The organism is Pseudomonas sp. A0308 (assembly GCF_044218815.1).
Taxonomy (GTDB): domain Bacteria; phylum Pseudomonadota; class Gammaproteobacteria; order Pseudomonadales; family Pseudomonadaceae; genus Aquipseudomonas; species Aquipseudomonas iridis.
Genome location: NZ_CP162581.1, coordinates 4,695,072 through 4,717,776, shown reverse-complemented (window position 1 = coordinate 4,717,776; position 22,705 = coordinate 4,695,072). Strand labels below are relative to the sequence as shown.

Annotated in this window: 25 protein-coding genes and 2 pseudogenes; 9 read left to right on the top strand and 18 right to left on the bottom strand. The window is 58.5% G+C overall.

All coding sequences use genetic code 11. The features are described 5' to 3' along the window. Positions 1 to 16: 16 nt before the first annotated feature. From AB4P92_RS21985 to AB4P92_RS21960, 6 genes are all read right to left on the bottom strand, one after another. Complete coding sequence (locus AB4P92_RS21985) at positions 17 to 1,510, bottom strand: IS91-like element ISVsa3 family transposase (protein WP_001120888.1); 1,494 nt, start codon at positions 1,508 to 1,510, stop codon at positions 17 to 19. Positions 1,511 to 1,621: 111 nt separating this feature from the next. Beyond that, positions 1,622 to 1,927 (bottom strand): LysR family transcriptional regulator, encoded by a 306-nt coding sequence (locus tag AB4P92_RS21980; RefSeq protein WP_001255015.1) that lies wholly within the window; start codon positions 1,925 to 1,927, stop codon positions 1,622 to 1,624. A gap of 27 nt (positions 1,928 to 1,954) precedes the next feature. Next, the gene (gene floR, locus AB4P92_RS21975) at positions 1,955 to 3,169 is read right to left on the bottom strand and encodes a chloramphenicol/florfenicol efflux MFS transporter FloR (protein WP_066679304.1); all 1,215 of its coding nucleotides are present in this window, start codon (positions 3,167 to 3,169) and stop codon (positions 1,955 to 1,957) included. A 216-nt stretch (positions 3,170 to 3,385) separates the two neighbouring features. Next, positions 3,386 to 4,270, bottom strand: a complete 885-nt coding sequence (locus tag AB4P92_RS21970) for a DUF3363 domain-containing protein (RefSeq protein ID WP_001447541.1) — start codon at positions 4,268 to 4,270, stop codon at positions 3,386 to 3,388. 30 nt (positions 4,271 to 4,300) lie between these two features. After that, positions 4,301 to 5,794: an IS91-like element ISVsa3 family transposase gene (locus AB4P92_RS21965; protein WP_001120888.1), complete on the bottom strand. Its 1,494-nt coding sequence runs from the start codon at positions 5,792 to 5,794 to the stop codon at positions 4,301 to 4,303. 244 nt (positions 5,795 to 6,038) lie between these two features. Then, positions 6,039 to 6,431 (bottom strand): TraK family protein, encoded by a 393-nt coding sequence (locus AB4P92_RS21960; protein ID WP_052928019.1) that lies wholly within the window; start codon positions 6,429 to 6,431, stop codon positions 6,039 to 6,041. Between the two features lie 329 nt (positions 6,432 to 6,760). Between AB4P92_RS21960 and traJ the strand changes: the two genes are divergently transcribed. From traJ to tet(Y), 3 genes and pseudogenes are all read left to right on the top strand, one after another. Beyond that, the gene (traJ, locus tag AB4P92_RS21955; RefSeq protein WP_033472343.1) at positions 6,761 to 7,135 is read left to right on the top strand and encodes a conjugal transfer transcriptional regulator TraJ; all 375 of its coding nucleotides are present in this window, start codon (positions 6,761 to 6,763) and stop codon (positions 7,133 to 7,135) included. Beyond that, a pseudogene (traI, locus tag AB4P92_RS21950) lies at positions 7,132 to 8,007 on the top strand (TraI/MobA(P) family conjugative relaxase); the annotation flags it as partial. The gene traJ and the pseudogene traI, both read left to right, overlap by 4 nt. A 26-nt stretch (positions 8,008 to 8,033) precedes the next feature. Continuing rightward, entirely contained in the window at positions 8,034 to 9,209 is a 1,176-nt protein-coding gene (gene tet(Y) / locus AB4P92_RS21945; RefSeq protein WP_011931119.1) for a tetracycline efflux MFS transporter Tet(Y), read from the top strand. Positions 9,210 to 9,224: 15 nt separating this feature from the next. Here tet(Y) and AB4P92_RS21940 read toward each other — a convergent pair whose 3' ends face one another. The 4 genes from AB4P92_RS21940 to AB4P92_RS21925 form a co-directional block, all read right to left on the bottom strand. After that, complete coding sequence (locus AB4P92_RS21940) at positions 9,225 to 9,497, bottom strand: hypothetical protein (protein WP_208536440.1); 273 nt, start codon at positions 9,495 to 9,497, stop codon at positions 9,225 to 9,227. Positions 9,498 to 9,658: 161 nt separating this feature from the next. After that, on the bottom strand, positions 9,659 to 10,495 hold the full coding sequence (locus AB4P92_RS21935) for an aminoglycoside O-phosphotransferase APH(6)-Id (protein ID WP_000480968.1): 837 nt from the start codon (positions 10,493 to 10,495) through the stop codon (positions 9,659 to 9,661). Beyond that, the gene (gene aph(3'')-Ib, locus AB4P92_RS21930; RefSeq protein ID WP_001082319.1) at positions 10,495 to 11,298 is read right to left on the bottom strand and encodes an aminoglycoside O-phosphotransferase APH(3'')-Ib; all 804 of its coding nucleotides are present in this window, start codon (positions 11,296 to 11,298) and stop codon (positions 10,495 to 10,497) included. Before aph(3'')-Ib ends, AB4P92_RS21935 begins: the two co-directional genes overlap by 1 nt. A 65-nt stretch (positions 11,299 to 11,363) precedes the next feature. Beyond that, a complete protein-coding gene (locus AB4P92_RS21925) occupies positions 11,364 to 11,978 on the bottom strand; it encodes a recombinase family protein (RefSeq protein ID WP_000904906.1) in 615 nt (204 codons plus the stop codon). 125 nt (positions 11,979 to 12,103) lie between these two features. On the opposite strand from AB4P92_RS21925, the gene AB4P92_RS21920 reads away from it, so the two are divergent. Beyond that, on the top strand, positions 12,104 to 14,989 hold the full coding sequence (locus AB4P92_RS21920; protein WP_001138082.1) for a Tn3 family transposase: 2,886 nt from the start codon (positions 12,104 to 12,106) through the stop codon (positions 14,987 to 14,989). 32 nt (positions 14,990 to 15,021) lie between these two features. Here the strand turns inward: AB4P92_RS21920 and AB4P92_RS21915 are convergent. From AB4P92_RS21915 to AB4P92_RS21905, 3 genes and pseudogenes are all read right to left on the bottom strand, one after another. Then, positions 15,022 to 15,291 (bottom strand): annotated as a pseudogene (locus AB4P92_RS21915) (transposase zinc-binding domain-containing protein); the annotation flags it as partial. 210 nt (positions 15,292 to 15,501) lie between these two features. Continuing rightward, positions 15,502 to 15,726 (bottom strand): hypothetical protein, encoded by a 225-nt coding sequence (locus AB4P92_RS21910; RefSeq protein ID WP_000743213.1) that lies wholly within the window; start codon positions 15,724 to 15,726, stop codon positions 15,502 to 15,504. After that, on the bottom strand, positions 15,723 to 16,460 hold the full coding sequence (locus AB4P92_RS21905) for a recombinase family protein (protein ID WP_001366550.1): 738 nt from the start codon (positions 16,458 to 16,460) through the stop codon (positions 15,723 to 15,725). The genes AB4P92_RS21910 and AB4P92_RS21905 overlap by 4 nt, the downstream gene beginning before the upstream one ends. 147 nt (positions 16,461 to 16,607) lie before the next feature. On the opposite strand from AB4P92_RS21905, the gene AB4P92_RS21900 reads away from it, so the two are divergent. The 5 genes from AB4P92_RS21900 to AB4P92_RS21880 all read left to right on the top strand — a co-directional run bounded on the left by AB4P92_RS21900 (position 16,608) and on the right by AB4P92_RS21880 (position 19,589). After that, complete coding sequence (locus AB4P92_RS21900; RefSeq protein ID WP_000447876.1) at positions 16,608 to 16,940, top strand: helix-turn-helix transcriptional regulator; 333 nt, start codon at positions 16,608 to 16,610, stop codon at positions 16,938 to 16,940. Then, positions 16,937 to 17,704 (top strand): arsenical resistance protein ArsH, encoded by a 768-nt coding sequence (gene arsH, locus AB4P92_RS21895; protein ID WP_001239389.1) that lies wholly within the window; start codon positions 16,937 to 16,939, stop codon positions 17,702 to 17,704. Before AB4P92_RS21900 ends, arsH begins: the two co-directional genes overlap by 4 nt. Further along, positions 17,701 to 18,207 carry an arsenate reductase ArsC gene (locus AB4P92_RS21890; protein WP_000140066.1) on the top strand — a complete coding sequence of 169 codons (507 nt, stop codon included), beginning with the start codon at positions 17,701 to 17,703 and terminating at the stop codon, positions 18,205 to 18,207. The genes arsH and AB4P92_RS21890 overlap by 4 nt, the downstream gene beginning before the upstream one ends. Beyond that, positions 18,204 to 19,271: an ACR3 family arsenite efflux transporter gene (arsB, locus tag AB4P92_RS21885; protein WP_001272375.1), complete on the top strand. Its 1,068-nt coding sequence runs from the start codon at positions 18,204 to 18,206 to the stop codon at positions 19,269 to 19,271. Before AB4P92_RS21890 ends, arsB begins: the two co-directional genes overlap by 4 nt. A 114-nt stretch (positions 19,272 to 19,385) precedes the next feature. Further along, positions 19,386 to 19,589 (top strand): hypothetical protein, encoded by a 204-nt coding sequence (locus tag AB4P92_RS21880; RefSeq protein WP_395598146.1) that lies wholly within the window; start codon positions 19,386 to 19,388, stop codon positions 19,587 to 19,589. Positions 19,590 to 19,625: 36 nt separating this feature from the next. Here AB4P92_RS21880 and AB4P92_RS21875 read toward each other — a convergent pair whose 3' ends face one another. From AB4P92_RS21875 to trbJ, 5 genes are all read right to left on the bottom strand, one after another. Beyond that, the gene (locus AB4P92_RS21875; RefSeq protein WP_000211355.1) at positions 19,626 to 19,850 is read right to left on the bottom strand and encodes a type I toxin-antitoxin system ptaRNA1 family toxin; all 225 of its coding nucleotides are present in this window, start codon (positions 19,848 to 19,850) and stop codon (positions 19,626 to 19,628) included. A gap of 63 nt (positions 19,851 to 19,913) precedes the next feature. Further along, entirely contained in the window at positions 19,914 to 20,162 is a 249-nt protein-coding gene (locus AB4P92_RS21870; RefSeq protein ID WP_000213809.1) for a hypothetical protein, read from the bottom strand. A gap of 4 nt (positions 20,163 to 20,166) precedes the next feature. Continuing rightward, the gene (gene trbL, locus AB4P92_RS21865; RefSeq protein WP_001405816.1) at positions 20,167 to 21,594 is read right to left on the bottom strand and encodes a P-type conjugative transfer protein TrbL; all 1,428 of its coding nucleotides are present in this window, start codon (positions 21,592 to 21,594) and stop codon (positions 20,167 to 20,169) included. A gap of 10 nt (positions 21,595 to 21,604) precedes the next feature. Next, a complete protein-coding gene (gene trbK, locus AB4P92_RS21860; RefSeq protein WP_000718002.1) occupies positions 21,605 to 21,841 on the bottom strand; it encodes an entry exclusion lipoprotein TrbK in 237 nt (78 codons plus the stop codon). A 12-nt stretch (positions 21,842 to 21,853) separates the two neighbouring features. Further along, positions 21,854 to 22,633 carry a P-type conjugative transfer protein TrbJ gene (trbJ, locus tag AB4P92_RS21855; protein WP_000836966.1) on the bottom strand — a complete coding sequence of 260 codons (780 nt, stop codon included), beginning with the start codon at positions 22,631 to 22,633 and terminating at the stop codon, positions 21,854 to 21,856. Positions 22,634 to 22,705 lie beyond the last annotated feature (72 nt).

The following is a 22,705-nucleotide window of genomic DNA, read 5'->3' as shown; positions in this document are numbered from 1 at the left end:
TTGGCCTTCAGGCTCGTCAGTCAAACAGACCCAGGAGCAGCTCAGCCGGTGGCGCCCGGCTTTCGGGTAACGCCCTGGTCCCGCTGGTTTCGGCTTTGTGCTTCAGGTGATCAAGGATCTGCTTGATCACTATAGGGTCTTCAATGCAGGCGATGACTTTCATGGCGCCGCCGCAGCCGCTGCAGGTCTCGATGTCGATATTGAAAACACGCTTGAGCCGTTGCGCCCATGTCATCGACGCTCGCCGTTGTGCTGGTGTTGCCGGTTCATCAGCCACCCTGACCTTGTTGCCCCTGCCCCGTTTTGCCGGCGTGACCAACGCCCGGTGCCGACTGTTGGGTGCGAACACCCCGTGGAAGCGGGTTAGGTTGACTCTGGGCTTCGGTACCAGGGCGGCCAGCCTTGCAATGAAATCCAATGGTTCGAAAATGACGTGCGTGGTGCCGTCCCGGTACGGCGTCTTGAGCTGGTAGCGCACGTTGCCGCCTCGTGTTAACGACAGCCGCTTCTCGGATACCGCCGGGCGGCTGATGTACCGGCACAGCCGTTCGAGCTTCTTGCGTTCATCGGCCCTGGCCGCCACGCCGGCGTGCAGGCTGGACCCGGCTACCTTGCCAATCCCGTCACCGAACGGATCACCACTGGTCGGCAGAGTTTGCAAAGTGAACACCTTTCGCCCCGCCTGTGAACCGACAGCGATACGGTAAGTGATCGAGTGCCCCAGCAGGGGTGTCATCGGGTCGTCATCCACCGCATCCGAGGCCAGATAGCTGTTTTCGACATCCCGTTCCAGCAGGCCTTGCCGTTCCAGATAGCGACCCACCCGGTGGGCGATGGTGTGCGTCAGCTGGGTGAGCTCTGGGCTGGTCGGCGCCTTGACCCAGCGGAAACGCGCTGAGCCGTGGGATTGCTCGACATACACACCGTCGAGAAACAGCATGTGGAAGTGAACATTCAGATTGAGCGCCGATCCAAAACGCTGGATCAGGGTGACCGCGCCCGTCTTGGCCACTTGGTGGGTATGGCCCGCTTTCTTGACCAGGTGCGTGGCAATGACGCGGTAAACGATGCCCAGCACCCACCCCATGATCTCGGGCCGGCTGGCAAACAGGAAACGCAGCTGAAACGGGAAGCTCAACACCCACTGACGCATGGGTTGTTCAGGCAGTACTTCATCAACCAGCAAGGCGGCACTTTCGGCCATCCGCCGCGCCCCACAGCTCGGGCAGAAACCGCGACGCTTACAGCTGAAAGCGACCAGGTGCTCGGCGTGGCAAGACTCGCAGCGAACCCGTAGAAAGCCATGCTCCAGCCGCCCGCATTGGAGAAATTCTTCAAATTCCCGTTGCACATAGCCCGGCAATTCCTTTCCCTGCTCTGCCATAAGCGCAGCGAATGCCGGGTAATACTCGTCAACGATCTGATAGAGAAGGGTTTGCTCGGGTCGGTGGCTCTGGTAACGACCAGTATCCCGATCCCGGCTGGCCGTCCTGGCCGCCACATGAGGCATGTTCCGCGTCCTTGCAATACTGTGTTTACATACAGTCTATCGCTTAGCGGAAAGTTCTTTTACCCTCAGCCGAAATGCCTGCCGTTGCTAGACATTGCCAGCCAGTGCCCGTCACTCCGCGGTCTTCACTGCGTGATCGAGTTGATCGACACCCGCCGTGACACGCTCCATGAAGTGCCTGCCTGCGTCTGTTAGCCGAACGCCCCGCGCATGGCGCTCAAATAGCAGGACACCAAGGTTATCCTCCAGCGCTTTCACACGCGCGCTGACGCTCGACTGGCTGATACCAAGTGCCTTGGCCGCATGCCGAAAATTCAGATGCTCGGCGACGGCGATGAACTGAACAAGGGAAATGAGCGGTATCCTGCCAGACAGGATACCGACATTCACGAGGTTTCGATGGTTAGTGCGCCGCATCGGAGCGGGCCTGCTACCAGTCGTCGGTTAGACGACTGGCGACTTCTCGGTGGCAGCCCCACGGAGCCGAAGGAGCACCAGCCCCAACGAAACCAGTACCGCCATCGCCGTGGCGTAACAGATCACGGGCCACGCTGTGTCACCGTTTAAAAGTGCCACCGCCAATGTCCCGACAATGCTGACTATCAGGCTTTGAACGCAGAAGTAGAACGCGACCGCTGATCCCGCGATGTCGTCGAACTCTGCCAAAGCGCCGTTCGCGGTAACGGACACCGTGAAGACAATACCGACCGCGACAACCCACATCGGTAGGATGAAGGTGAGGAATGACGGCGAGCCGTAAAGTTCGCCGATCCCCAACAGGACCGCTCCGCAAACAAGCAACGCCATCCCACGCGCCACGCATCCTGCGATGCCCCATCTGGCGACAAAGGACTTCGCGAAACGGGTTGTCACGATCATTACAAGCCCGACAGTGGCGAAGGCAAAGCTGAATCCGATCTCGGAATATTCCGCTTGGCCTATGAGCACACGGGGAGCCGTCGAGAAGAAGACGAAGAAGGTGCCCATACCGGCGCTAAAGCCGACAGTGTAAACCCAAAAAGCCGGACTCGCGAAGATCGGCAAGACAGATCGGCGCGTCTTGACTTGATCCAGAGGGCGGGTTTCGTGCCACCTGAAACCCGCATTTAGGAGTGCGAGCATCGCCAGTATAGCCAAAGTAATGAATATCGCCTGCCATCCCAAGAACTCGCCGATCAATGCTCCGGCGATAGGGCCGAGCGCAGGCACGAACGCCAGCATCGAACTGAAAAGGCCGTAGATGACGACACCCTCAGGACGGTTGGCATAAACGTCGCGAACCGTCGCGAACGTCGCCACCAGCATGGCCGACGCGCCCACTGCTTGAAGTAGACGGAAAGCGACAAAGGCCGGTGCAGTTGAAGACCAAGCTGCTCCCAGAGACGCAATGACGAAAGCCGTTGCGCCCGCAAGTAGAATTGGCCGTCGCCCGATTCTGTCTGAGAGCGGACCAAAAATCACCTGGCCCACGCCGAGCATCACCATATAGAGGCTCAACGTGAGTTGGATCATAGCGGGCGTCGTGTTCAGGATGCCGGGCATCGCTGGAACGACAGGGAGATAAATATCCATCGCCAGTGAAGCGAGGATGTCGAAAGGAGCCATCAGCAGCAGTGCTGCCGGCAGCGTATAGGCCCACGCGGGGCGTGTGGTGGTCATGACGAATCAACCCTCGATTAAGGAATACCGGGCGACGTCTGCTCGTCAGCAATCAGATGAGACTAGCCTTACAGAGCGCCGCAACAACAATACTGGTTGTTGCGGCTTACTTGTCTGCTGACTTGGAATTTCCCATCTGATTACTCCACGCTTACGAATATGAATTGCTACATTTTATCCGATTATCTTTTGCTTCGCAATGCGGCATGGGCGCACTCAGCGTTCCAGCCCCCTCTGCCGCCCTAACTGCCACGACACCGACCCGCCCTGCACGATGCCCATAACCTCGCGGCCGAGTTGGCGGTCGATGATCGGCCGCCACGGGACAAGGGTGAACTCATGGGATTTCTCGACCACGGCGAACTTGCCGCTCGATAGATGCACGGTTCCGGTAAACTTGCCGCTGACGCTCTCGCCGTCCGTGGCGGCGCGGAACGGCAGGCCCTTACTCAAAGCCATATCCGATCCGACGCCGGCTACCTCGCGCTCCCGCAGGATGGCGAGAAGGTTGCGCCGGTAGAAGACGCGGCTGTCCCGGCTGCGGGTGGCGTCGCCCTGTTCGATATGGTGCTCGCGGCGCTGGTCCATGGCTTCGCGGACTTGTTGCCCGAAGCCGGTTGGCGCAAGGTCGGCCGTCTCGCCGTGGATCAGCCGCCGGTCCAGCCAGGTCGCGCCGTCCGATCCGATCTGTTTGTTCAGATCGACCGGGGAAAGGACGCGAACGCTGGCCTGACTGTCTCGGCCGGCGTCATGGGCGGCGGCACGGCTGACCAGATCATCGGGGATGCGCCATTGGTCGGCGTCGATCCGCTCGACGATACCGGCCCGGCGTAGCGCCTCCAGCCGGCGCACATGGGCATCGACATAGCCCTCATAGTCGCCGCCTGGAACGCGGCACGTATAGGAAGAATAAACGCCCTTTTCACCCAAGTCCAACAGCTTTGGACCGCAGTTGACTCTTTCGACACCCCTGCGATGCAACCCAATCCGGCTGACGGGGAGCCAGCAACGCTGAAAATTTACCCTCCTCTTTCCCACTAGCGGCTCCTTTTCCGACAACCAGCACGGCGGATCCCTGCCGCGGCGCTGTGAACGCAGCATTTTGATTGGTATCGTTGGCCTTCAGGCTCGTCAGTCAAACAGACCCAGGAGCAGCTCAGCCGGTGGCGCCCGGCTTTCGGGTAACGCCCTGGTCCCGCTGGTTTCGGCTTTGTGCTTCAGGTGATCAAGGATCTGCTTGATCACTATAGGGTCTTCAATGCAGGCGATGACTTTCATGGCGCCGCCGCAGCCGCTGCAGGTCTCGATGTCGATATTGAAAACACGCTTGAGCCGTTGCGCCCATGTCATCGACGCTCGCCGTTGTGCTGGTGTTGCCGGTTCATCAGCCACCCTGACCTTGTTGCCCCTGCCCCGTTTTGCCGGCGTGACCAACGCCCGGTGCCGACTGTTGGGTGCGAACACCCCGTGGAAGCGGGTTAGGTTGACTCTGGGCTTCGGTACCAGGGCGGCCAGCCTTGCAATGAAATCCAATGGTTCGAAAATGACGTGCGTGGTGCCGTCCCGGTACGGCGTCTTGAGCTGGTAGCGCACGTTGCCGCCTCGTGTTAACGACAGCCGCTTCTCGGATACCGCCGGGCGGCTGATGTACCGGCACAGCCGTTCGAGCTTCTTGCGTTCATCGGCCCTGGCCGCCACGCCGGCGTGCAGGCTGGACCCGGCTACCTTGCCAATCCCGTCACCGAACGGATCACCACTGGTCGGCAGAGTTTGCAAAGTGAACACCTTTCGCCCCGCCTGTGAACCGACAGCGATACGGTAAGTGATCGAGTGCCCCAGCAGGGGTGTCATCGGGTCGTCATCCACCGCATCCGAGGCCAGATAGCTGTTTTCGACATCCCGTTCCAGCAGGCCTTGCCGTTCCAGATAGCGACCCACCCGGTGGGCGATGGTGTGCGTCAGCTGGGTGAGCTCTGGGCTGGTCGGCGCCTTGACCCAGCGGAAACGCGCTGAGCCGTGGGATTGCTCGACATACACACCGTCGAGAAACAGCATGTGGAAGTGAACATTCAGATTGAGCGCCGATCCAAAACGCTGGATCAGGGTGACCGCGCCCGTCTTGGCCACTTGGTGGGTATGGCCCGCTTTCTTGACCAGGTGCGTGGCAATGACGCGGTAAACGATGCCCAGCACCCACCCCATGATCTCGGGCCGGCTGGCAAACAGGAAACGCAGCTGAAACGGGAAGCTCAACACCCACTGACGCATGGGTTGTTCAGGCAGTACTTCATCAACCAGCAAGGCGGCACTTTCGGCCATCCGCCGCGCCCCACAGCTCGGGCAGAAACCGCGACGCTTACAGCTGAAAGCGACCAGGTGCTCGGCGTGGCAAGACTCGCAGCGAACCCGTAGAAAGCCATGCTCCAGCCGCCCGCATTGGAGAAATTCTTCAAATTCCCGTTGCACATAGCCCGGCAATTCCTTTCCCTGCTCTGCCATAAGCGCAGCGAATGCCGGGTAATACTCGTCAACGATCTGATAGAGAAGGGTTTGCTCGGGTCGGTGGCTCTGGTAACGACCAGTATCCCGATCCCGGCTGGCCGTCCTGGCCGCCACATGAGGCATGTTCCGCGTCCTTGCAATACTGTGTTTACATACAGTCTATCGCTTAGCGGAAAGTTCTTTTACCCTCAGCCGAAATGCCTGCCGTTGCTAGACATTGCCAGCCAGTGCCCGTCACTCCCACTCAAATGTTAATAGGCCGCCTCTATGAAGGGGGCTGTTTTCGGGGTCGATTTCCAGGGGTTCATTGACACTTGAGGGGCGGGCTATGCCTTCCCTCTTGGCGTCCAATCCGCCCCTTGGGGCGTCAAATCAAGTCCGCTTTGTTCGGGCTGGGGTTGAAGTTGAAGCTGGGAATCTCCCCCGGCTTATGGCTGGCTGATGGTACTGGTTTGGGTGTCGCTGGGGTGGCTTTCTTGGGGGCCGGTTGGGAGGATGCCGGCGGTCTTGCGGTGGCCTTTTCAGGCTCGCCTGGCGACCGAATCAGACTGTTCACATAGCTGATAAAAGCATCATATCCGAAGCTGATTTTCCCTTCATCGTGCAGCGTTTTCCAGATGGCTTTTACCGGCCAGCCATCGGTCAAAGCCTCTTTTATGTCGTCGCGCTGGGCCAGGAAAGCCGCCCGATTCTGTCCTGAACGGGTGGGCTTTTGGGTCTGCATTTGCGCTGCAATGCGCTCTGTAAGCCGTTTAGTCATGCCGATTCTACCGCCTTTTATATGTCGATTTATCCGCGATTTAATGCCGATTCTATCGCTATTAAAGCGATTGTAAGGCGACTAAAGCCAGATTGCACGCCTTATGCGTGGAATCGGCTTGTGTTTGTCGATAAAACGGGTTATAGCCGGTAAATGGTAGTGATGTTAAAGTGGTGGTGAAGCGGGCAGGATGTGTGAAGTAGGCCCACCATGCAAGCATGGTGTTCCTCTTCACTTCCCCTTATTCGCACCTGCGGCGCTCAACGGGAATCCTGCCCTGCGGGGCCATCGGCGGACGCCGGAATAAGAGAACCAGGAGGACGCCAAAGATGGAGGCGACAGAGCAGAAGGTAACGAGAAAAAGCAGCACGCCGATCAAGGTGTATTGCCTGCCGGAAGAGCGGGCCGCCATTGAGGCCAACGCACAAGCGGCTGGCTTGAGTACGTCTGCTTTTTTGCTGGCCGTGGGGCAGGGTTACGCCGTCCAGGGCGTGACCGATTACGAGAACGTGCGCGAGCTGGTGCGGGTCAATGGCGACCTGGGCCGCCTCGGTGGTCTGCTGAAATTGTGGCTGACCGACGATGCCCGAACGGCCCGGTTCAGCGCTGAAACTGTCTTGGGCCTGCTGGCCCGGATTGAGGCCAACCAGGACGAAATGAGCCGATTGATGGAATCTATTGTGCGACCCAGGGCAGCATCATGATTGCCAAGCATGTTGCCATGCGTTCCCTGGGCAAATCAGACTTTGCCGACCTGGCTAAATACATCACCGACGCACAGAGCAAAGACCACCGGCTGGGCCATGTTCAGGTCACGAATTGCGAGGCGCATTCAGTGCGCGATGCCATCACCGAAGTGCTGGCCACCCAGCACATGAACACCAGGGCCAAGGGCGATAAGACCTATCACCTGATTGTCAGTTTTCGCGCCGGCGAGAATCCCGATGCCGACACCTTGAAGGCGATAGAGGAACGGATTTGCCAAGGGCTAGGGTTTGGTGAGCATCAGCGTATCAGCGCCGTGCATAACGACACCGACAACCTGCACATCCACATTGCCATCAACAAGATTCACCCGACCAGGCACACGATGCACGAACCGTACTATCCGCACCTGGCGCTGGCCGACTTGTGCGAGACGCTGGAACGGGACTATGGCCTGGAGGCAGACAATCACCGGCCGCAGCAGCGCGGGGCGGCATCGAGGGCCGCCGACATGGAGCGCCATGCCGGCGTGGAAAGTCTGGTGGGCTGGATCAAGCGCGAATGCCTGGACGACATTAAAGCCGCGCAGTCCTGGACGGAGCTGCACCAGGTCATGCGTGATAACGGCCTGGAGATTACGCCAAGGGGTAACGGGTTGGTGATCCGGGCCGATGACGGCACGATGGTCAAGCCCAGCACCCTGTCCCGCGATCTGTCCAAGCCTGCCCTGGAAAAGCGGCTGGGAGCCTTTGAGGCGTCACCGGATCAGCAGGAGAAGCCGCCCAGGCGGCAGTATCAAAAGAAGCCGGTACGGTCACGCGCTGACACCACCGAGCTTTATGCCAGGTACAAAGTTTTTTATCGCCAACTTATCAATGATAAATAAAAGTCACATCTATGTCAAAATCACTTATAACCGCACTCATTGTTGTCGCGCTTGATGCGATTGGTTTGGGATTAATCATGCCGGTGGTTCCGGCTTTATTAAATGAATTTGTACCGGCAGAGCAAACAGCATTTCACTATGGTGTTTTTTTATCGCTTTATGCGTTTATGCAGGTCTTTTGCGCGCCCGTTTTAGGGCGGTTATCTGACCGCTATGGACGGCGGATTATTTTGCTGGTTTCATTTTTAGGTGCCACGATTGATTATAGCATAATGGCGGCAGCGCCTGTTTTATGGGTGCTTTATATCGGCCGGATTATCTCAGGTGTTACCGGAGCAACTGGTGCAATCGCGGCATCAATTATCGCTGATACAACTAAACAGGAAGAACGTGCGCGTTGGTTTGGTTTTATGGGGGCGTGTTTTGGTGCAGGTATGATTGCAGGGCCTGCTATTGGCGGTGTTCTTGGTGATATATCTGTGCATGCGCCCTTTGTGGCAGGGGCTCTTCTCAATGCAATTGCCTTTTGTTTGGTGGCTTTCTTGTTGCCCAAAACGCCGTCACAACCGCCTGAAGGACAGCCAGCCAAAATCAATTTGTTTGAAGGCTTTCGCTTCAATTTTGCAGTTCAGGGACTTGCCAGCTTTTTTGCGTTGTTTTTTCTTATGCAGCTGATTGGGCAGGCGCCCGCCGCTTTGTGGGTGATTTATGGCGAACAGCGCTTGAATTGGGATATTGGCACAGCAGGTGTGTCGCTGGCCGTTTTTGGTGCAGCACATACATTCGTACAAGCTGTTTTAACCGGCACTCTTTCAAAGCGACTGGGTGACCGCGGTGTGTTGCTGCTTGGAATGGGCGCTGATATGTGCGGGTTTTTATTGCTGGCTTTTATCACGCAAAGCTGGATGGTTCTGCCGGCAATTTTTATGCTGGCCACAGGCGGCATTGGTATGCCTGCTTTGCAGGCCATTATTTCAGGTCTTGTTTGCGATGAAAAACAAGGTGCTTTACAGGGAACTTTAACGGGGTTGACGAATATAACCTCGATTATCGGGCCGGTCGGATTTACGACGCTTTATGGCTTAACCGCGGGGCAGTGGGATGGTTGGGTTTGGCTCGTCGCAGCAAGCCTTTATCTTATTGCTATACCATTATTGCGCCAGTCAGCCAGTTTATTGCGATCTTAAAATCTTGGCGGGAGATCAAGCAATCCCGCCAATAAAACCGCTGAGTTCATCAAGACGCACCATTGCCATGCGCATGGTGCCACGGCAATTTTGAGCTTTGCAGCGTGCGCGTCGTTCAACTTCGTCCAAATATAATTGCTCGTGTCCTCGAATTGAGCTGATCATTGCCTTATTGATATAAACAAGGCGGTTACATTTCTTGCAGGTCATTTCTAATCTTTGATGGTCTGCAAGATCACTGGCTTTATAGCGGGTTTTCCAGTTTCCGGGTGGGGATGCCATTTTCATCACCAGAAGTCTTCAGGTGAGGGAATACGGACATAGCTGATTTTACCGCCCACATGGGGTCGTTTGCGGGAGAGGGCGAAATCCTACGCTAAGGCTTTGGCCAACGATATTCTCCGGTAAGATTGATGTGTTCCCAGGGGATAGGAGAAGTCGCTTGATATCTAGTATGACGTCTGTCGCACCTGCTTGATCGCGGCCGCGATAGCTAGATCGCGTTGCTCCTCTTCTCCATCCGCGTTCCAAGCTGCGGAAAGGCACCCATAAGCGTACGCCTGGTCGAGCAGGCGACGCGGATCGACGTCCAGCGCACGAGAGAATGCGTCCGCCATCTGTGCAATGCGTCTAGGATCGAGACAAAGGTCGTCTCTGTCAGCCGGATCGTAGAACATATTGGCGGCGCCAAAGCCCACTTCACCGACCAGACCGACGGGATCTATCACCAGCCAGCCGCGACTGGAGAACATGATGTTTTCATGATGCAGATCGCCATGTAGCCCACGCAGTTCCGAGGCATTGCTCATCATTTGATCGGCTATAATCGCCGCGTGGACGTAGTCAGTTTGACAACCTGCGTTTTGATCATCGCGCGCCCGCTGAAACAAAGCTGCAAAGCGATCCCGGATCGGGAGAAGGGCAGAAGGCAGGGGTTCCTCAGATGCGGCATACAGCTTCGCCATTAGTTCCGCTGCAATTTCGGTCGCCTGGTAGTCGCCGTGCTCGGCAACGATGTGAGAGAGCATTCGCTCCCCGGCATATTCGAGCAACATCAGATTGTTCTCACGACCGAGCAACCGGACTGCTCCCCTCCCATTGCGCCATACCAGATAGTCGGCCCCGCGCAGTTCATCAGCAATGTCTTCTATAGGTTTCAATCCCTTGACGATTGCAGGAGTCCCGTCTGGCAATGAAACTTTCCAAACGAGGCTGGAAAAGGTGTCCGCAATGAGAACAGGTTGCGAAACGTGCCAATGAGCAGGAAAAACAGGCGGCATGAACATCAACCCCAAGTCAGAGGGTCCAATCGCAGATAGAAGGCAAGGCGTTCGCGGTCGGGGGCTTCGATCCCCAATACATTGAATAGGACAGCGAAGGCGCGCTCTGCTTCATCTGGCGCTGCCCAGTTCTCTTCGGCGTTAGCAATCATGAGTGCCAAATCGGCATAGCGATCTGCTGTTCCGAGCCGCCCAAGGTCGATCAGACCCGTGCATTGAAGAGTTTTAGGGTCCACCATGAAGTTCGGCATGCAGGGATCACCATGGCAAACAACCATATCGGTGCGCTCTTGGTCGAGCCGCACCGGTAGCTCTCGTTCGACACGAGCCAAAAGATCGAGCTGCGGCGTACTCTTGTCCTCGTCCGGTAAGAAGTCGGGATTGACGGCATTGCGGGACACCACATCAACGGCGCGTCCGAACATTCGCGACAGCCTGCGCTCAAACGGACATTGATCAACCGATAGGCTGTGAACAGCGCCAAGTTGCTGCCCCATTGACGGCCACGCTTTGAGCAAATCCGCTCCAGACAGATCAGCCGCCGGTACTCCCGGAATTGCCGTTATCACCAAGCATGCACCCTCCTGTTCCTCCTGCCAGTTGATCACCTCGGGGCAAGCCACACCTCGACCTTTGAGCCAAATGAGGCGGTCACGCTCTCCAGCGAGCTCACCGCGGCGGGAAGCAGGTGCGATTTTCGCGAAGGCATGCCCGTCACCACGTCGAAAAACAAAATCACCAGATTCTCCGCCTCTGACAGGCAACCAGTCAGAATGCGATTCACCAAAAAAAATATTAGTTCGATTCAATGGAGGTTCCTTCAGTTTTCTGATGAAGCGCGGAGGTGGCTCAACCTGCGAAAAGAAACGAGTTGCTACGTAAGTCCGAGAACATGCTTTCCATGGTCTCTGAGCTCGCCTTTGGGACCGACATATCGGTAGAGAGTGACGCGCTCGATGCCGAGTTCCTTGCAGAGATCGGAAACTGAAGTATCGCGCTGGGCCATGGCGGCTTGCGCGAGACGCACCTGAGCTTTGGTGAGCGCGAATTTTCGTCCGCCCTTGCGACCGCGCGCTCTCGCGGAGGCGAGACCCGCCATGGTGCGCTCTCGGATCAGATCCCGCTCGAACTCGGCCAAGGTGGCGAAGATTCCGAACACCATGCGACCGGACGCAGTCGTGGTGTCGATCTGAGCGCCCTTTCCAGTCAGAACCCGCAGGCCGATCTTGCGGTCTGACAGCTCCTTCACCGTGTTGACCAGATGGGCAAGCGATCGTCCGAGGCGATCGAGCTTCCAGACCACCAGCACATCGCCGTCACGCAATGACTTGAGGCAGGCAGTCAAGCCAGGGCGATCATCACGACCGCCGGAAGCAAGATCATCATAGATATTGTCCCGTTCGACACCTGCGGCGCGCAAGGCGTCGTGCTGCAGGTCGAGAGACTGCGAGCCATCGGCTTTGGAGACGCGGGCATATCCGATCAGCATGTATCACAAACGTTGGTTTGAGGCGGCGCTTCGGCCACGATTGCATTGACCTCTGGAAATGTATCTCAACCAGCTTCATAAACAAAGCGTCTTGAACGCTATCAGATTTTGAAAAAGGAACATGTATGCCGCGTCGCGTCACTCTAACCGATCGGCAGAAAGACGCGCTGTTGCGCTTGCCGACTTCACAGACGGATTTGCTCAAGCACTATACGCTGAGTGATGAAGACCTTGGGCATATCAGGCTGCGTCGGCGCGCTCACAACAGGTTCGGCTTCGCCCTGCAATTGTGTGTCCTGCGCTATCCCGGCCGGGTGCTGGCTCCAGGCGAACTGATCCCTGCAGAGGTCATCGAATTTATCGGAGCGCAGCTTGGCCTGGGTGCCGACGATCTCGTAGACTATGCTGCCCGCGAGGAAACACGGCACGAGCATCTTGCCGAGTTACGGGGGCTCTACGGCTTCCGCACCTTCTCCGGACGTGGTGCGAGCGAGCTGAAGGAATGGTTGTTCCGAGAAGCCGAGATGGCGGTGTCGAACGAGGATATCGCCCGTCGCTTCGTAGCCGAGTGCCGACGCACCCGCACTGTCCTTCCCGCGACATCCACGATCGAGCGGCTTTGTGCCGCGGCTCTCGTCGATGCCGAGCGACGCATCGAGACGAGGATCGCCAGTCGGCTGCCTATGTCGATCCGAGAACAGTTGCTGGCATTGCTCGAGGAGACGGCTGATGATCGGGTGACCCGTTTTGTGTGGCTGCGCCAGTTCGAGCCTGGCTCGAACTCTTCGTCGGCCAACCGGCTGCTCGACCGGCTCGAATATCTGCAACGCATCGATCTCCCCGAGGATCTGCTTGCCGGCGTTCCTGCCCATCGGGTGACTCGTCTGCGCAGGCAGGGTGAACGGTATTATGCCGACGGCATGCGCGATCTCCCGGAGGACAGGCGGCTTGCGATCTTGGCTGTTTGCGTCTCGGAATGGCAGGCGATGTTGGCCGACGCAGTGGTCGAAACCCACGACCGGATCGTCGGCCGTCTCTACCGTGCTTCGGAGCGTATTTGCCATGCAAAGGTCGCAGACGAAGCGGGGGTGGTGCGTGACACCCTGAAATCCTTCGCCGAGATCGGGGGCGCCCTGGTCGATGCACAGGATGATGGCCAGCCGCTGGGCGATGTCATCGCGAGTGGGTCAGGGTGGGACGGCTTAAAAACCCTTGTTGCAATGGCAACCAGGCTGACCGCCACCATGGCCGACGATCCGCTCAATCATGTGCTCGACGGTTATCACCGCTTCCGCCGATACGCTCCACGCATGTTGCGCCTGCTCGATCTGCGAGCTGCGCCCGTTGCACTGCCGCTTCTGGAAGCGGTGACGGCCCTTCGTACCGGTTTGAACGATGCCGCGATGACCAGCTTCTTGCGGCCCAGCTCGAAATGGCATCGCCACCTTCGGGCCCAGAGGGCTGGCGACGCTCGCCTATGGGAGATCGCGGTGCTGTTCCATCTGCGCGATGCGTTCCGCTCCGGAGATGTCTGGCTTACTAGGTCCCGGCGCTATGGCGATCTGAAACACGCACTCGTTCCGGCACAATCCATCGCGGAAGGCGGTCGTCTCGCTGTGCCATTGCGGCCGGAGGAATGGCTGGCAGACCGGCAAGCTCGCCTCGACATGCGGTTGCGCGAGCTTGGCCGTGCCGCTCGCGCAGGCACGATCCCGGGCGGGTCGATTGAAAACGGCGTTCTGCATATCGAGAAACTCGAAGCCGCCGCGCCGACAGGCGCCGAAGATCTGGTGCTCGATCTCTACAAGCAGATCCCGCCCACGCGCATCACCGATCTCCTGCTGGAGGTGGATGCGGCGACCGGCTTCACCGAAGCGTTCACCCATCTGCGCACAGGAGCACCCTGCGCTGACCGGATCGGGCTAATGAACGTTATCTTGGCGGAAGGGATCAACCTCGGCTTGCGCAAAATGGCGGATGCGACAAACACCCACACCTTCTGGGAATTGATCCGCATTGGACGGTGGCATGTCGAGGGCGAAGCCTATGACCGGGCGCTGGCCATGGTGGTCGAGGCACAGGCAGCGTTACCCATGGCCCGGTTCTGGGGCATGGGCACGTCGGCTTCGAGCGACGGACAGTTCTTCGTCGCTACAGAGCAAGGTGAGGCCATGAACCTGGTCAACGCGAAATATGGCAATACCCCGGGCCTGAAAGCCTATAGCCACGTCTCCGACCAATATGCGCCGTTCGCAACCCAGGTGATTCCTGCAACGGCAAGCGAAGCGCCTTACATCCTCGATGGCCTGCTGATGAACGATGCTGGACGCCATATCCGCGAGCAGTTCACCGACACGGGCGGCTTCACCGATCACGTCTTTGCCGCATGTGCCATTCTCGGCTACCGGTTCGCTCCGCGCATCCGCGACCTGCCATCCAAACGGCTCTACGCGTTCAATCCGTCGGCCGCCCCGGCGCACCTGCGAGCGTTGATCGGCGGAAAGGTCAACCAAGCCATGATCGAGCGCAATTGGCCCGACATCCTGCGCATCGCCGCCACCATTGCTGCCGGGACCGTCGCGCCAAGCCAGATTCTGCGGAAACTCGCCTCCTATCCGCGGCAGAACGAGCTCGCGACAGCCCTGCGGGAAGTCGGTCGCGTCGAGCGCACCCTGTTCATGATCGACTGGATTCTGGATGCCGAACTCCAACGGCGTGCCCAGATCGGGCTCAACAAAGGCGAAGCTCATCATGCGCTGAAGCGGGCAATCAGCTTCCACCGCCGCGGTGAAATCCGCGACCGTTCCGCCGAAGGCCAGCATTACCGCATCGCCGGCATGAATCTGCTCGCCGCCATCATCATCTTCTGGAACACCATGAAGCTCGGCGAGGTCGTTGCAAACCAGAAACGCGATGGAAAGCTGCTATCGCCCGATCTCTTGGCCCATGTTTCGCCGCTCGGATGGGAACACATCAATCTCACCGGAGAATATCGCTGGCCAAAGCCTTAGCGTAGGATTCCGCCCCCTCCCGCAAACGACCCCTTACAGCTGAAAGCGACCAGGTGCTCGGCGTGGCAAGACTCGCAGCGAACCCGTAGAAAGCCATGCTCCAGCCGCCCGCATTGGAGAAATTCTTCAAATTCCCGTTGCACATAGCCCGGCAATTCCTTTCCCTGCTCTGCCATAAGCGCAGCGAATGCCGGGTAATACTCGTCAACGATCTGATAGAGAAGGGTTTGCTCGGGTCGGTGGCTCTGGTAACGACCAGTATCCCGATCCCGGCTGGCCGTCCTGGCCGCCACATGAGGCATGTTCCGCGTCCTTGCAATACTGTGTTTACATACAGTCTATCGCTTAGCGGAAAGTTCTTTTACCCTCAGCCGAAATGCCTGCCGTTGCTAGACATTGCCAGCCAGTGCCCGTCACTCCCACTCGATTGTAAACAAGCACACAAAACCCTTTAGTGACAACAATTTGCAAGAACTATCAGGCTCAGTGCCATGAAAAATACCATGACCAGATCATGAGGTTGAACACGGCTTGCGCCGGCAGCGTTCACGCTCCTGGTCGGCGATCTCGCCCGGCTGCAATGCTAGCTCAGCATCGGTCATGCGCTCCAGCACGTCGCGTAGGCGGATGGTGCAAGGAATGGGCGGCAGCTCGAACTCATAGCCGCCGGCGATCATTTCGGCCGCAATCTCCTCGGTGATGAAAAACGGCTCGTCGTCTTGGTTCGGCTTCTTCATGCCCTTTCCTCCTGGCGCTCATCCTGGCCGACAGCGGCCAGGGCATCGGCTTCCGTCAATGCGTCCTCCACGAACGCGCCGTGCTGCTTCGCTTCGGCCTGGCTGACCTCGGCCCATATCCGTTTCACCTGGGCCGCACTGTACCCGGCCAGCTCGGCGGTCTTGTTGATGCTGTAGCCGGACTTGCGCAGCGCGACAACTTGGGCGCGGCGCTTCGGATCAGCACGGCGGCCCTTGTACCGCCCGGCCTGGCGGGCCAACTCAATGCCTTGGCGCTGGCGTTCGCGCCTGTCCTCGTAGTCGTCGCGGGCCATCTGCAAGGCCAGGCGAAAAAGCATGATTTGCACGGCTTCCAGCACGATCTTGGCGACGCCCTGGGCCTCGGCCGCCAGGTCGGATAGATCGACCACGCCAGGGACGGCCAGGCGTGCGCCTTTGGCCTGTATCGAGGCCACCAGGCGCTCGGCCTCGGGCAAAGGTAGGCGGCTGATGCGGTCGATCTTCTCGGCAATGACCACCTCGCCGGGCTGTAGGTCGCCGATCATGCGCAGCAGCTCAGGCCGGTCGGCGCGTGCGCCGGATGCCTTCTCACGGTAGATGCCGGCGACGTAGTAGCCGGCGGCCTTCGCGGCCGTAGTGATCGCCTCTTGGCGTTCCAAGTCCTGCGCGTCGGTGCTGACGCGCAGATAGACCCGCGCCACCATCGGCGCGGCTACTGGCTTCGTCCTGCGCATACTTGCGGGCTCCTTTGGGCATACTCAAATGCACCCATCTTAAACTGGCAGGCCAATTTATCACATATCGATCTAAATGCGCCTAGCTCATTTTTACAGCTTAAATGAGCTATTGAGCACACTCCATATTTCGACTATTATTGAAACATGGAAACGATAAATGCTGTAGCCGCCCTGGCGGCCATCGCTCAAGAATCGCGCCTCGCGGTGTTCCGGCTTCTCGTCCAGGCCGGCCCCGCCGGCATGGCCGCCGGAAAAATCAGCGAAGCGGCCGGCATCCCGCCGTCTTCGCTATCCTTCCACCTGAAAGAGCTGGCACACGCCGGCATGGTCACGTCGCGGCAAGAAGGCCGATTTGTGATCTACGAGGCGAACTTTTCGACGGCCACTAACCTGGTGGCCTTTCTCACGGAAAACTGCTGCGGCGGCCAGGTGTGCAACCTGTCTTGCACCACGGAAGCCGGGAAGGTGTTGGCATGAGACTTCGCCATCTTTCCGACCCCGATTCTTTGCCCGCTTTGGACAAATCCTTTGCCATCGAGCGCCCGGCGCTCGGGCTGGCACCCGACGCCCCGCCGGTGCGTATCCTGCTGCTGTATGGCTCGCTGCGCGCCCGCTCGTTCTCACGGCTGGCCGTCGAGGAAGCGGCCCGGCTGCTGCAATTCTTTGGCGCAGAAACACGCATCTTCGACCCGTCCGATTTGCCGTTGCCCGATCAAGTGCAAAGCGACGATCACCCGGCCGTCAAGGAGCTGCGCGCCCTGTCCGAGTGGTCAGAGGGACAAGTCTGGTGCAGCCCGGAACGCCACGGTCAGATTACCAGTGTCATGAAGGCGCAGATTGACCATCTGCCGCTTGAAATGGCCGGCATCCGGCCGACCCAAGGCCGCACCCTGGCCGTGATGCAGGTATCCGGCGGCTCGCAGAGCTTCAACGCCGTGAACACCTTGCGTCTGCTCGGCCGCTGGATGCGAATGTTCACCATTCCGAACCAGTCGAGTATCGCCAAAGCGTTCCAAGAGTTCGACGCGGCGGGCCGCATGAAGCCCTCGCCGTACTACGACCGAATAGCCGATGTGATGGAAGAACTGGTGCGCTTCACGGCGCTGGTACGGCCGCACCGTGAAGCACTGACAGACCGCTATTCCGAACGGAAAGCGGCCGGCCACGTCATCGACGAGGCCACCGATCTTTCATCCATCGCCATTGCTCCCCAGCCACTACCAGAAAGCGAAACATCATGACCGAAAGAATCTATAACGTCCTCATCCTCTGCACCGGCAATTCGGCGCGCAGCATCATGGCCGAAGCTCTCATCAACACGATGGGGCAAGGGCGCTTCCGCGCCTACAGCGCCGGCAGTCACCCAACCGGCAAGGTCAATCCCTTCGCCGTCGAAAAGGTGGAGTCGGTGAATTACCCGACCGAGAATCTGCGCAGCAAGAGCTGGGACGAGTACGCCACGCCCGACGCACCGAAGATGGACTTCATCATCACCGTCTGCGACAACGCCGCCGGCGAAATGTGTCCGGTGTGGCCTGGTCAGCCGATCTCGGCGCATTGGGGATTTGAAGACCCGGCCGCCGTCGAAGGCACTGACGCCGAGAAGCGCCGGGCCTTCGAACAAACCTTCCGGCACATGATGAACCGCGTCCGCCTGTTCGTGAATCTGCCTCTCAAAATGCTTGACCAGACGGCCATCAAGCGCGAGCTGGCGAACATCGGCAAGACCGAGCAGGAAGCATGAGCGCCGGCGCACAGGCCATCGCCGCGAAGCCGCGCCAGGCCCCGATGAGCGGCTTCGAGCGTTACCTGACGCTGTGGGTGGCCCTGTGCATCGTCGCCGGTGTTGCGCTCGGCCAGGGCCTTCCTGACGTGTTCCAGGCCATAGGCCGCATGGAAGTGGCCCAGGTCAATTTGCCGGTGGGCCTGCTGATTTGGGTAATGATCGTCCCGATGCTGGTCAAGATCGACTTCGGGGCGCTGCACCAGGTCAAAGAGCATTGGCGCGGCATCGGCGTCACGCTGTTCGTGAATTGGGCCGTCAAGCCATTCTCGATGGCCCTGCTGGGGTGGCTGTTCATCCGACAAGTGTTCGCTCCGTTCCTGCCGGCCGATCAACTGGACAGCTACATCGCGGGCTTGATCTTGCTGGCCGCCGCGCCCTGCACGGCAATGGTGTTCGTGTGGAGCCGCCTTACCAACGGCGACCCGCTTTTCACGCTCTCGCAAGTGGCTCTGAACGACGCCATCATGATCGTGGCCTTCGCGCCCATCGTCGGCCTGCTGCTGGGCATGTCCTCGATCTCGGTGCCTTGGGACACGCTGCTGATTTCGGTCGTGCTCTACATCATCGTGCCGGTGATCCTGGCGCAGCTCTTGCGGCGGCATCTGCTCAAGCAAGGACAGGCCGCCTTTGAACGGGCCATGCAGAAGATCGGGCCGTGGTCGATGGCCGCGCTGCTGCTGACGTTGGTTCTACTGTTCGCCTTCCAGGGCGAGGCCATCATCCGGCAGCCGTTAGTGATCGCCATGCTAGCCGTGCCGATCTTGATTCAAGTGTTCTTCAATTCCGGGTTAGCCTACTGGCTGAACAAGCGGGCGGGGGAAAAGCACTCTGTCGCCTGTCCTTCGGCCCTGATCGGTGCCAGCAACTTCTTCGAGCTGGCCGTGGCGGCCGCCATCAGCTTGTTCGGTCTGCACTCCGGCGCTGCATTGGCAACCGTGGTCGGCGTCCTGGTCGAAGTGCCGGTGATGCTGCTGGTCGTGCGCGTGGTGAATCGCTCGAAGAGCTGGTACGAACGAGGTTGAACATGAGTAGGAAAAAACTGAGGAAATGATTGCAGATTGCCGCGCCGGCCGCTTCCTGGCGCATTCGATCACTGACCTGGAACACCTAGTATCCATGCTTGCTGAGGTCGCCCGATGACAGACCCAAAGAACCTAGAGAACAGGCTGCATGAGAAGGCCGACCCGGCCCGCGCCGTTTCCACTGGTCGGGTGCGCTACACACTGGCCGAACTACTGGCCGACGCGAAAGCATCCGGGGCTTACCCGCTGCCGCCGGAGGAACGCGAATGGATGGATGCGCCGTCTGTGGGTCGGGAATGGCCAAACAGTGAAGATTGAAAAAGGCGGCCAGTTCGAGTGGCCGCCCTTTCGTCATTAGCTGCACGCTTGGCGCAAGGCGTTCATTGCTTCTTGAAAATCAGCCTGTGTCGCCCGGCCCGTTTCAGCTTGGTAGTACACCACCATAAAAGCATTAGCGACGGCTTCGGCCAATGGCCCAAGGCTCCGCGCTTCCGCTTGGTTGATGTACTCCAAAGAAGAAAGAATAGCCGCTGCTTGATGCACTGCTTGCCCTGGTTCGATAATATGTTGTGTTGTCATAATTCACCTCTCCAGTAGGTGTTGATTGAAAGTGCCGGGCTGGTTGTGGCCAGCCCGGTGCGCCTACAGGTACAGCCCCGCCGCCTCCGCGAATGCTGACCGCTCATTCCTGCCGCCATTAACCTCAATACTTATCGGCTTAGTTTCGCTCTCTCTCATAGGGTCTGGCCGTGATACAAAAGCGGCTGTTTCTGTCTCTGCATCGACCTCGGTCGATTGATCACCCAGCGGCGAAATAAATACCTGGCTGACTTCTTCCCTTGGCGCTTCATCCAGGGCCGCCAATGCGGCCATGTATGTTGATGTCGTCATCGTGCTAACTCCTGACTTCGTTACTATCTGGGCCAGAATCGGCGCCCAAGCTATTGCCCTCGAACTGGCCAGATTGGCTTGCTTCTTTCGGCTCCATGCTTTCGCGTATCGAAGCAGCCAGTTTTCCGCCTGTGGTTTCGCTCACTCGCTCCTGGAATCCCTGCTTCACTTGAGAGCCGACACCCTTGGCTAACTCGGAGGCCGTGCCTGTGGCCAGCTTCGCGGCCTTGGCAAAGCCGCCACCGCTTGAGCTACTGCCGCTGTCACCAAAGCCAGCCGCTTGGGCGAATGGGCTACTGCCAGCAGTACCCGCTTCACCACCACCGTTTCCGCCACTGCTGACAACTGACCCCATGCTGGACATGTCACCGCCGGTTTCCATACTCGCTGATGCTTTCTGAAAAGCCGCTTGGAGTGCACTTGCACCTCCGGCTGCACCGGCTGCGGCACCCATAACCGCTTTACCTGCCAGGGCAGCGCCGCCAGTTGCCATACTGGCCGCCGTCACCGCCGCCCCAACTGCCGCACCCGCACCGAAGTTTCCAATTCCACCGGCTGCGCCAATACCACCACCAGACACAAGACCAGAAATCATCGGCGGAACTTTGTTGACCAAGAAAAGCAAGATGACCGATATAACCAACATCACGGCCAGTTCCTGGGATGCCATGTTCTCGCTGATTTGCGTGTAGTAGTGATTGATGAACTCTTTGCCAATCGCAACCAGAAGCACCATTGCCATAAGCTGTGCGGCCAGGCCCAGCACGGTCTTGTAGTAATTGATCGCCATGTCGGAAGTCCAACGACTTCCACCAAAGCCAAGGAAGAACACACCGGCATACAACAGAATCCAGGCTGATGCGAGCAACAGCAACAGGTTGACCGCAATCAACGCCAGGACAAACAAAACAGCCAGGGCCATTAGCTCCATGACCAGAGCAGTTGCCATCTGCCGCCATCCCAGCTCCGAGGTGGCCTGTACTGTGCGGTTGTATAACTCGAAACCAAGATCAAGGATGCTGGAGGGCCCAAGATTGCTATTGGAAAGTCCCCCCGCCTGCGCGCCCAGAGTTTGCAATGACTGAACAATCGTACCGGCGATATTCATGCCCTGGTTCGCATTCGTCAGCAACCACCAGAAAAAGCCGGTGAAGATCGTGAAGCGAACGAACTCCGCGAAGAACTCGCCAATGTCGGCCTTGCGCAAAGCCATCATGCCGAATGTCCAGACCATCGAAATCACAACCAGCGTCCAGAACAAACGCGATGCAGCGGACTCAATAGCTGGCCCCCATGTTGCGGCAGCATCATGAAAACGCTTGAGCACATCATTCATAACACCGCTGCTACTTAGCTCCTGCGCCATTGCAGGTTCAGCCAGCACCATTGTGGCGACCATCATCAAGCCACCTAGAGCAATTTTCTTTCTCATGGCGACCACCTCAATAATCATCTTTAGGGCTGGGCTTGAACTCCCACTGACGCATCTGCTTGGCCTTCTGGAATGCTCTGCATTCCTCGGTAAAGGCCTCTCGGTTCGCTTCGCTGCGCATTTCATTCAGTGCTGCCTGGAACGCATCGGGGGCACACGTCGCCGCATTTGGTTCGGGCATCCTTTCCTGTTCACATCCAGCCAACAACAGCAACGTAGCCGCGGTAGTAAAAAAGATTTTTTTCATCTCACCGCCTCCCTAGTAGTTGTCTGCCGGACTCGGGCGAAACGTCCAGGTACGCATTTGCTCGGCCCTGGCATCACCTCGCGCCTCGGCATCGAGTTCTGCTGCAATCCGGGCTGCCTCCGCGTTGTGTTGGGCGGTCAACATGGTGCGAATCTGCAAGAGCTGATTGGCCTGCTGGCTGGCGAGCTGGTTGGCGTAGCCGATGGCCTGTAGCTGGCCAGTTGCACCCTGGGCCGCGCCTTGCAGCCGCTCCAGGGTACGGGCGTCATCCTTCAAAGCCTTTTGCTGGTCGGCAACGGTCTGGAACAGGGCATCGTTGGCCTTCTTTTGCGACTCTGACGCCAGGCGGCGGTTCTCTTCCATCGCTGCCTTTTCGGCCGGCGTGCATCCGCCGCTGCCGTTGAAGCATGGCGAGCTGCGGTAATAGGCCACGTCCTGAAACTTGGCCAGGTAACGATCCAGGCTGCCTAGCTGGTTCTCGTAATAGGCCAGCGTGTTTTGCGCGGCAATCAGCCGGTTGATCGTAGTCTGCGCCTGATCCCAGATATACGCGGCTGGGGCCATCGTGTTCTGGAGCTGATTTTCGTACTGCTGCAACTGGGTCTGGTACTGCTCAATCTGCTTGAGCGTCTGCGCCACCGACTCGATGGCCGTCATGATGTTCTGGGCCAGGTTGCCGCCGTCGATGACGGGGATACCAGCTTGCACAGGGGCGGTGGTAGTGGTGATAAAGCCGGTTGCGAGTGCAACGGCTAGAGCGGTTTTTTTAGCCGCTAAAATTTTGGACTTCATGGTCGTACTCCGTCGATGAAAAGAAGGCATTGCCTTGACCAAGCGTTGTGCTTGTTCTCGGCAACGTTTCAT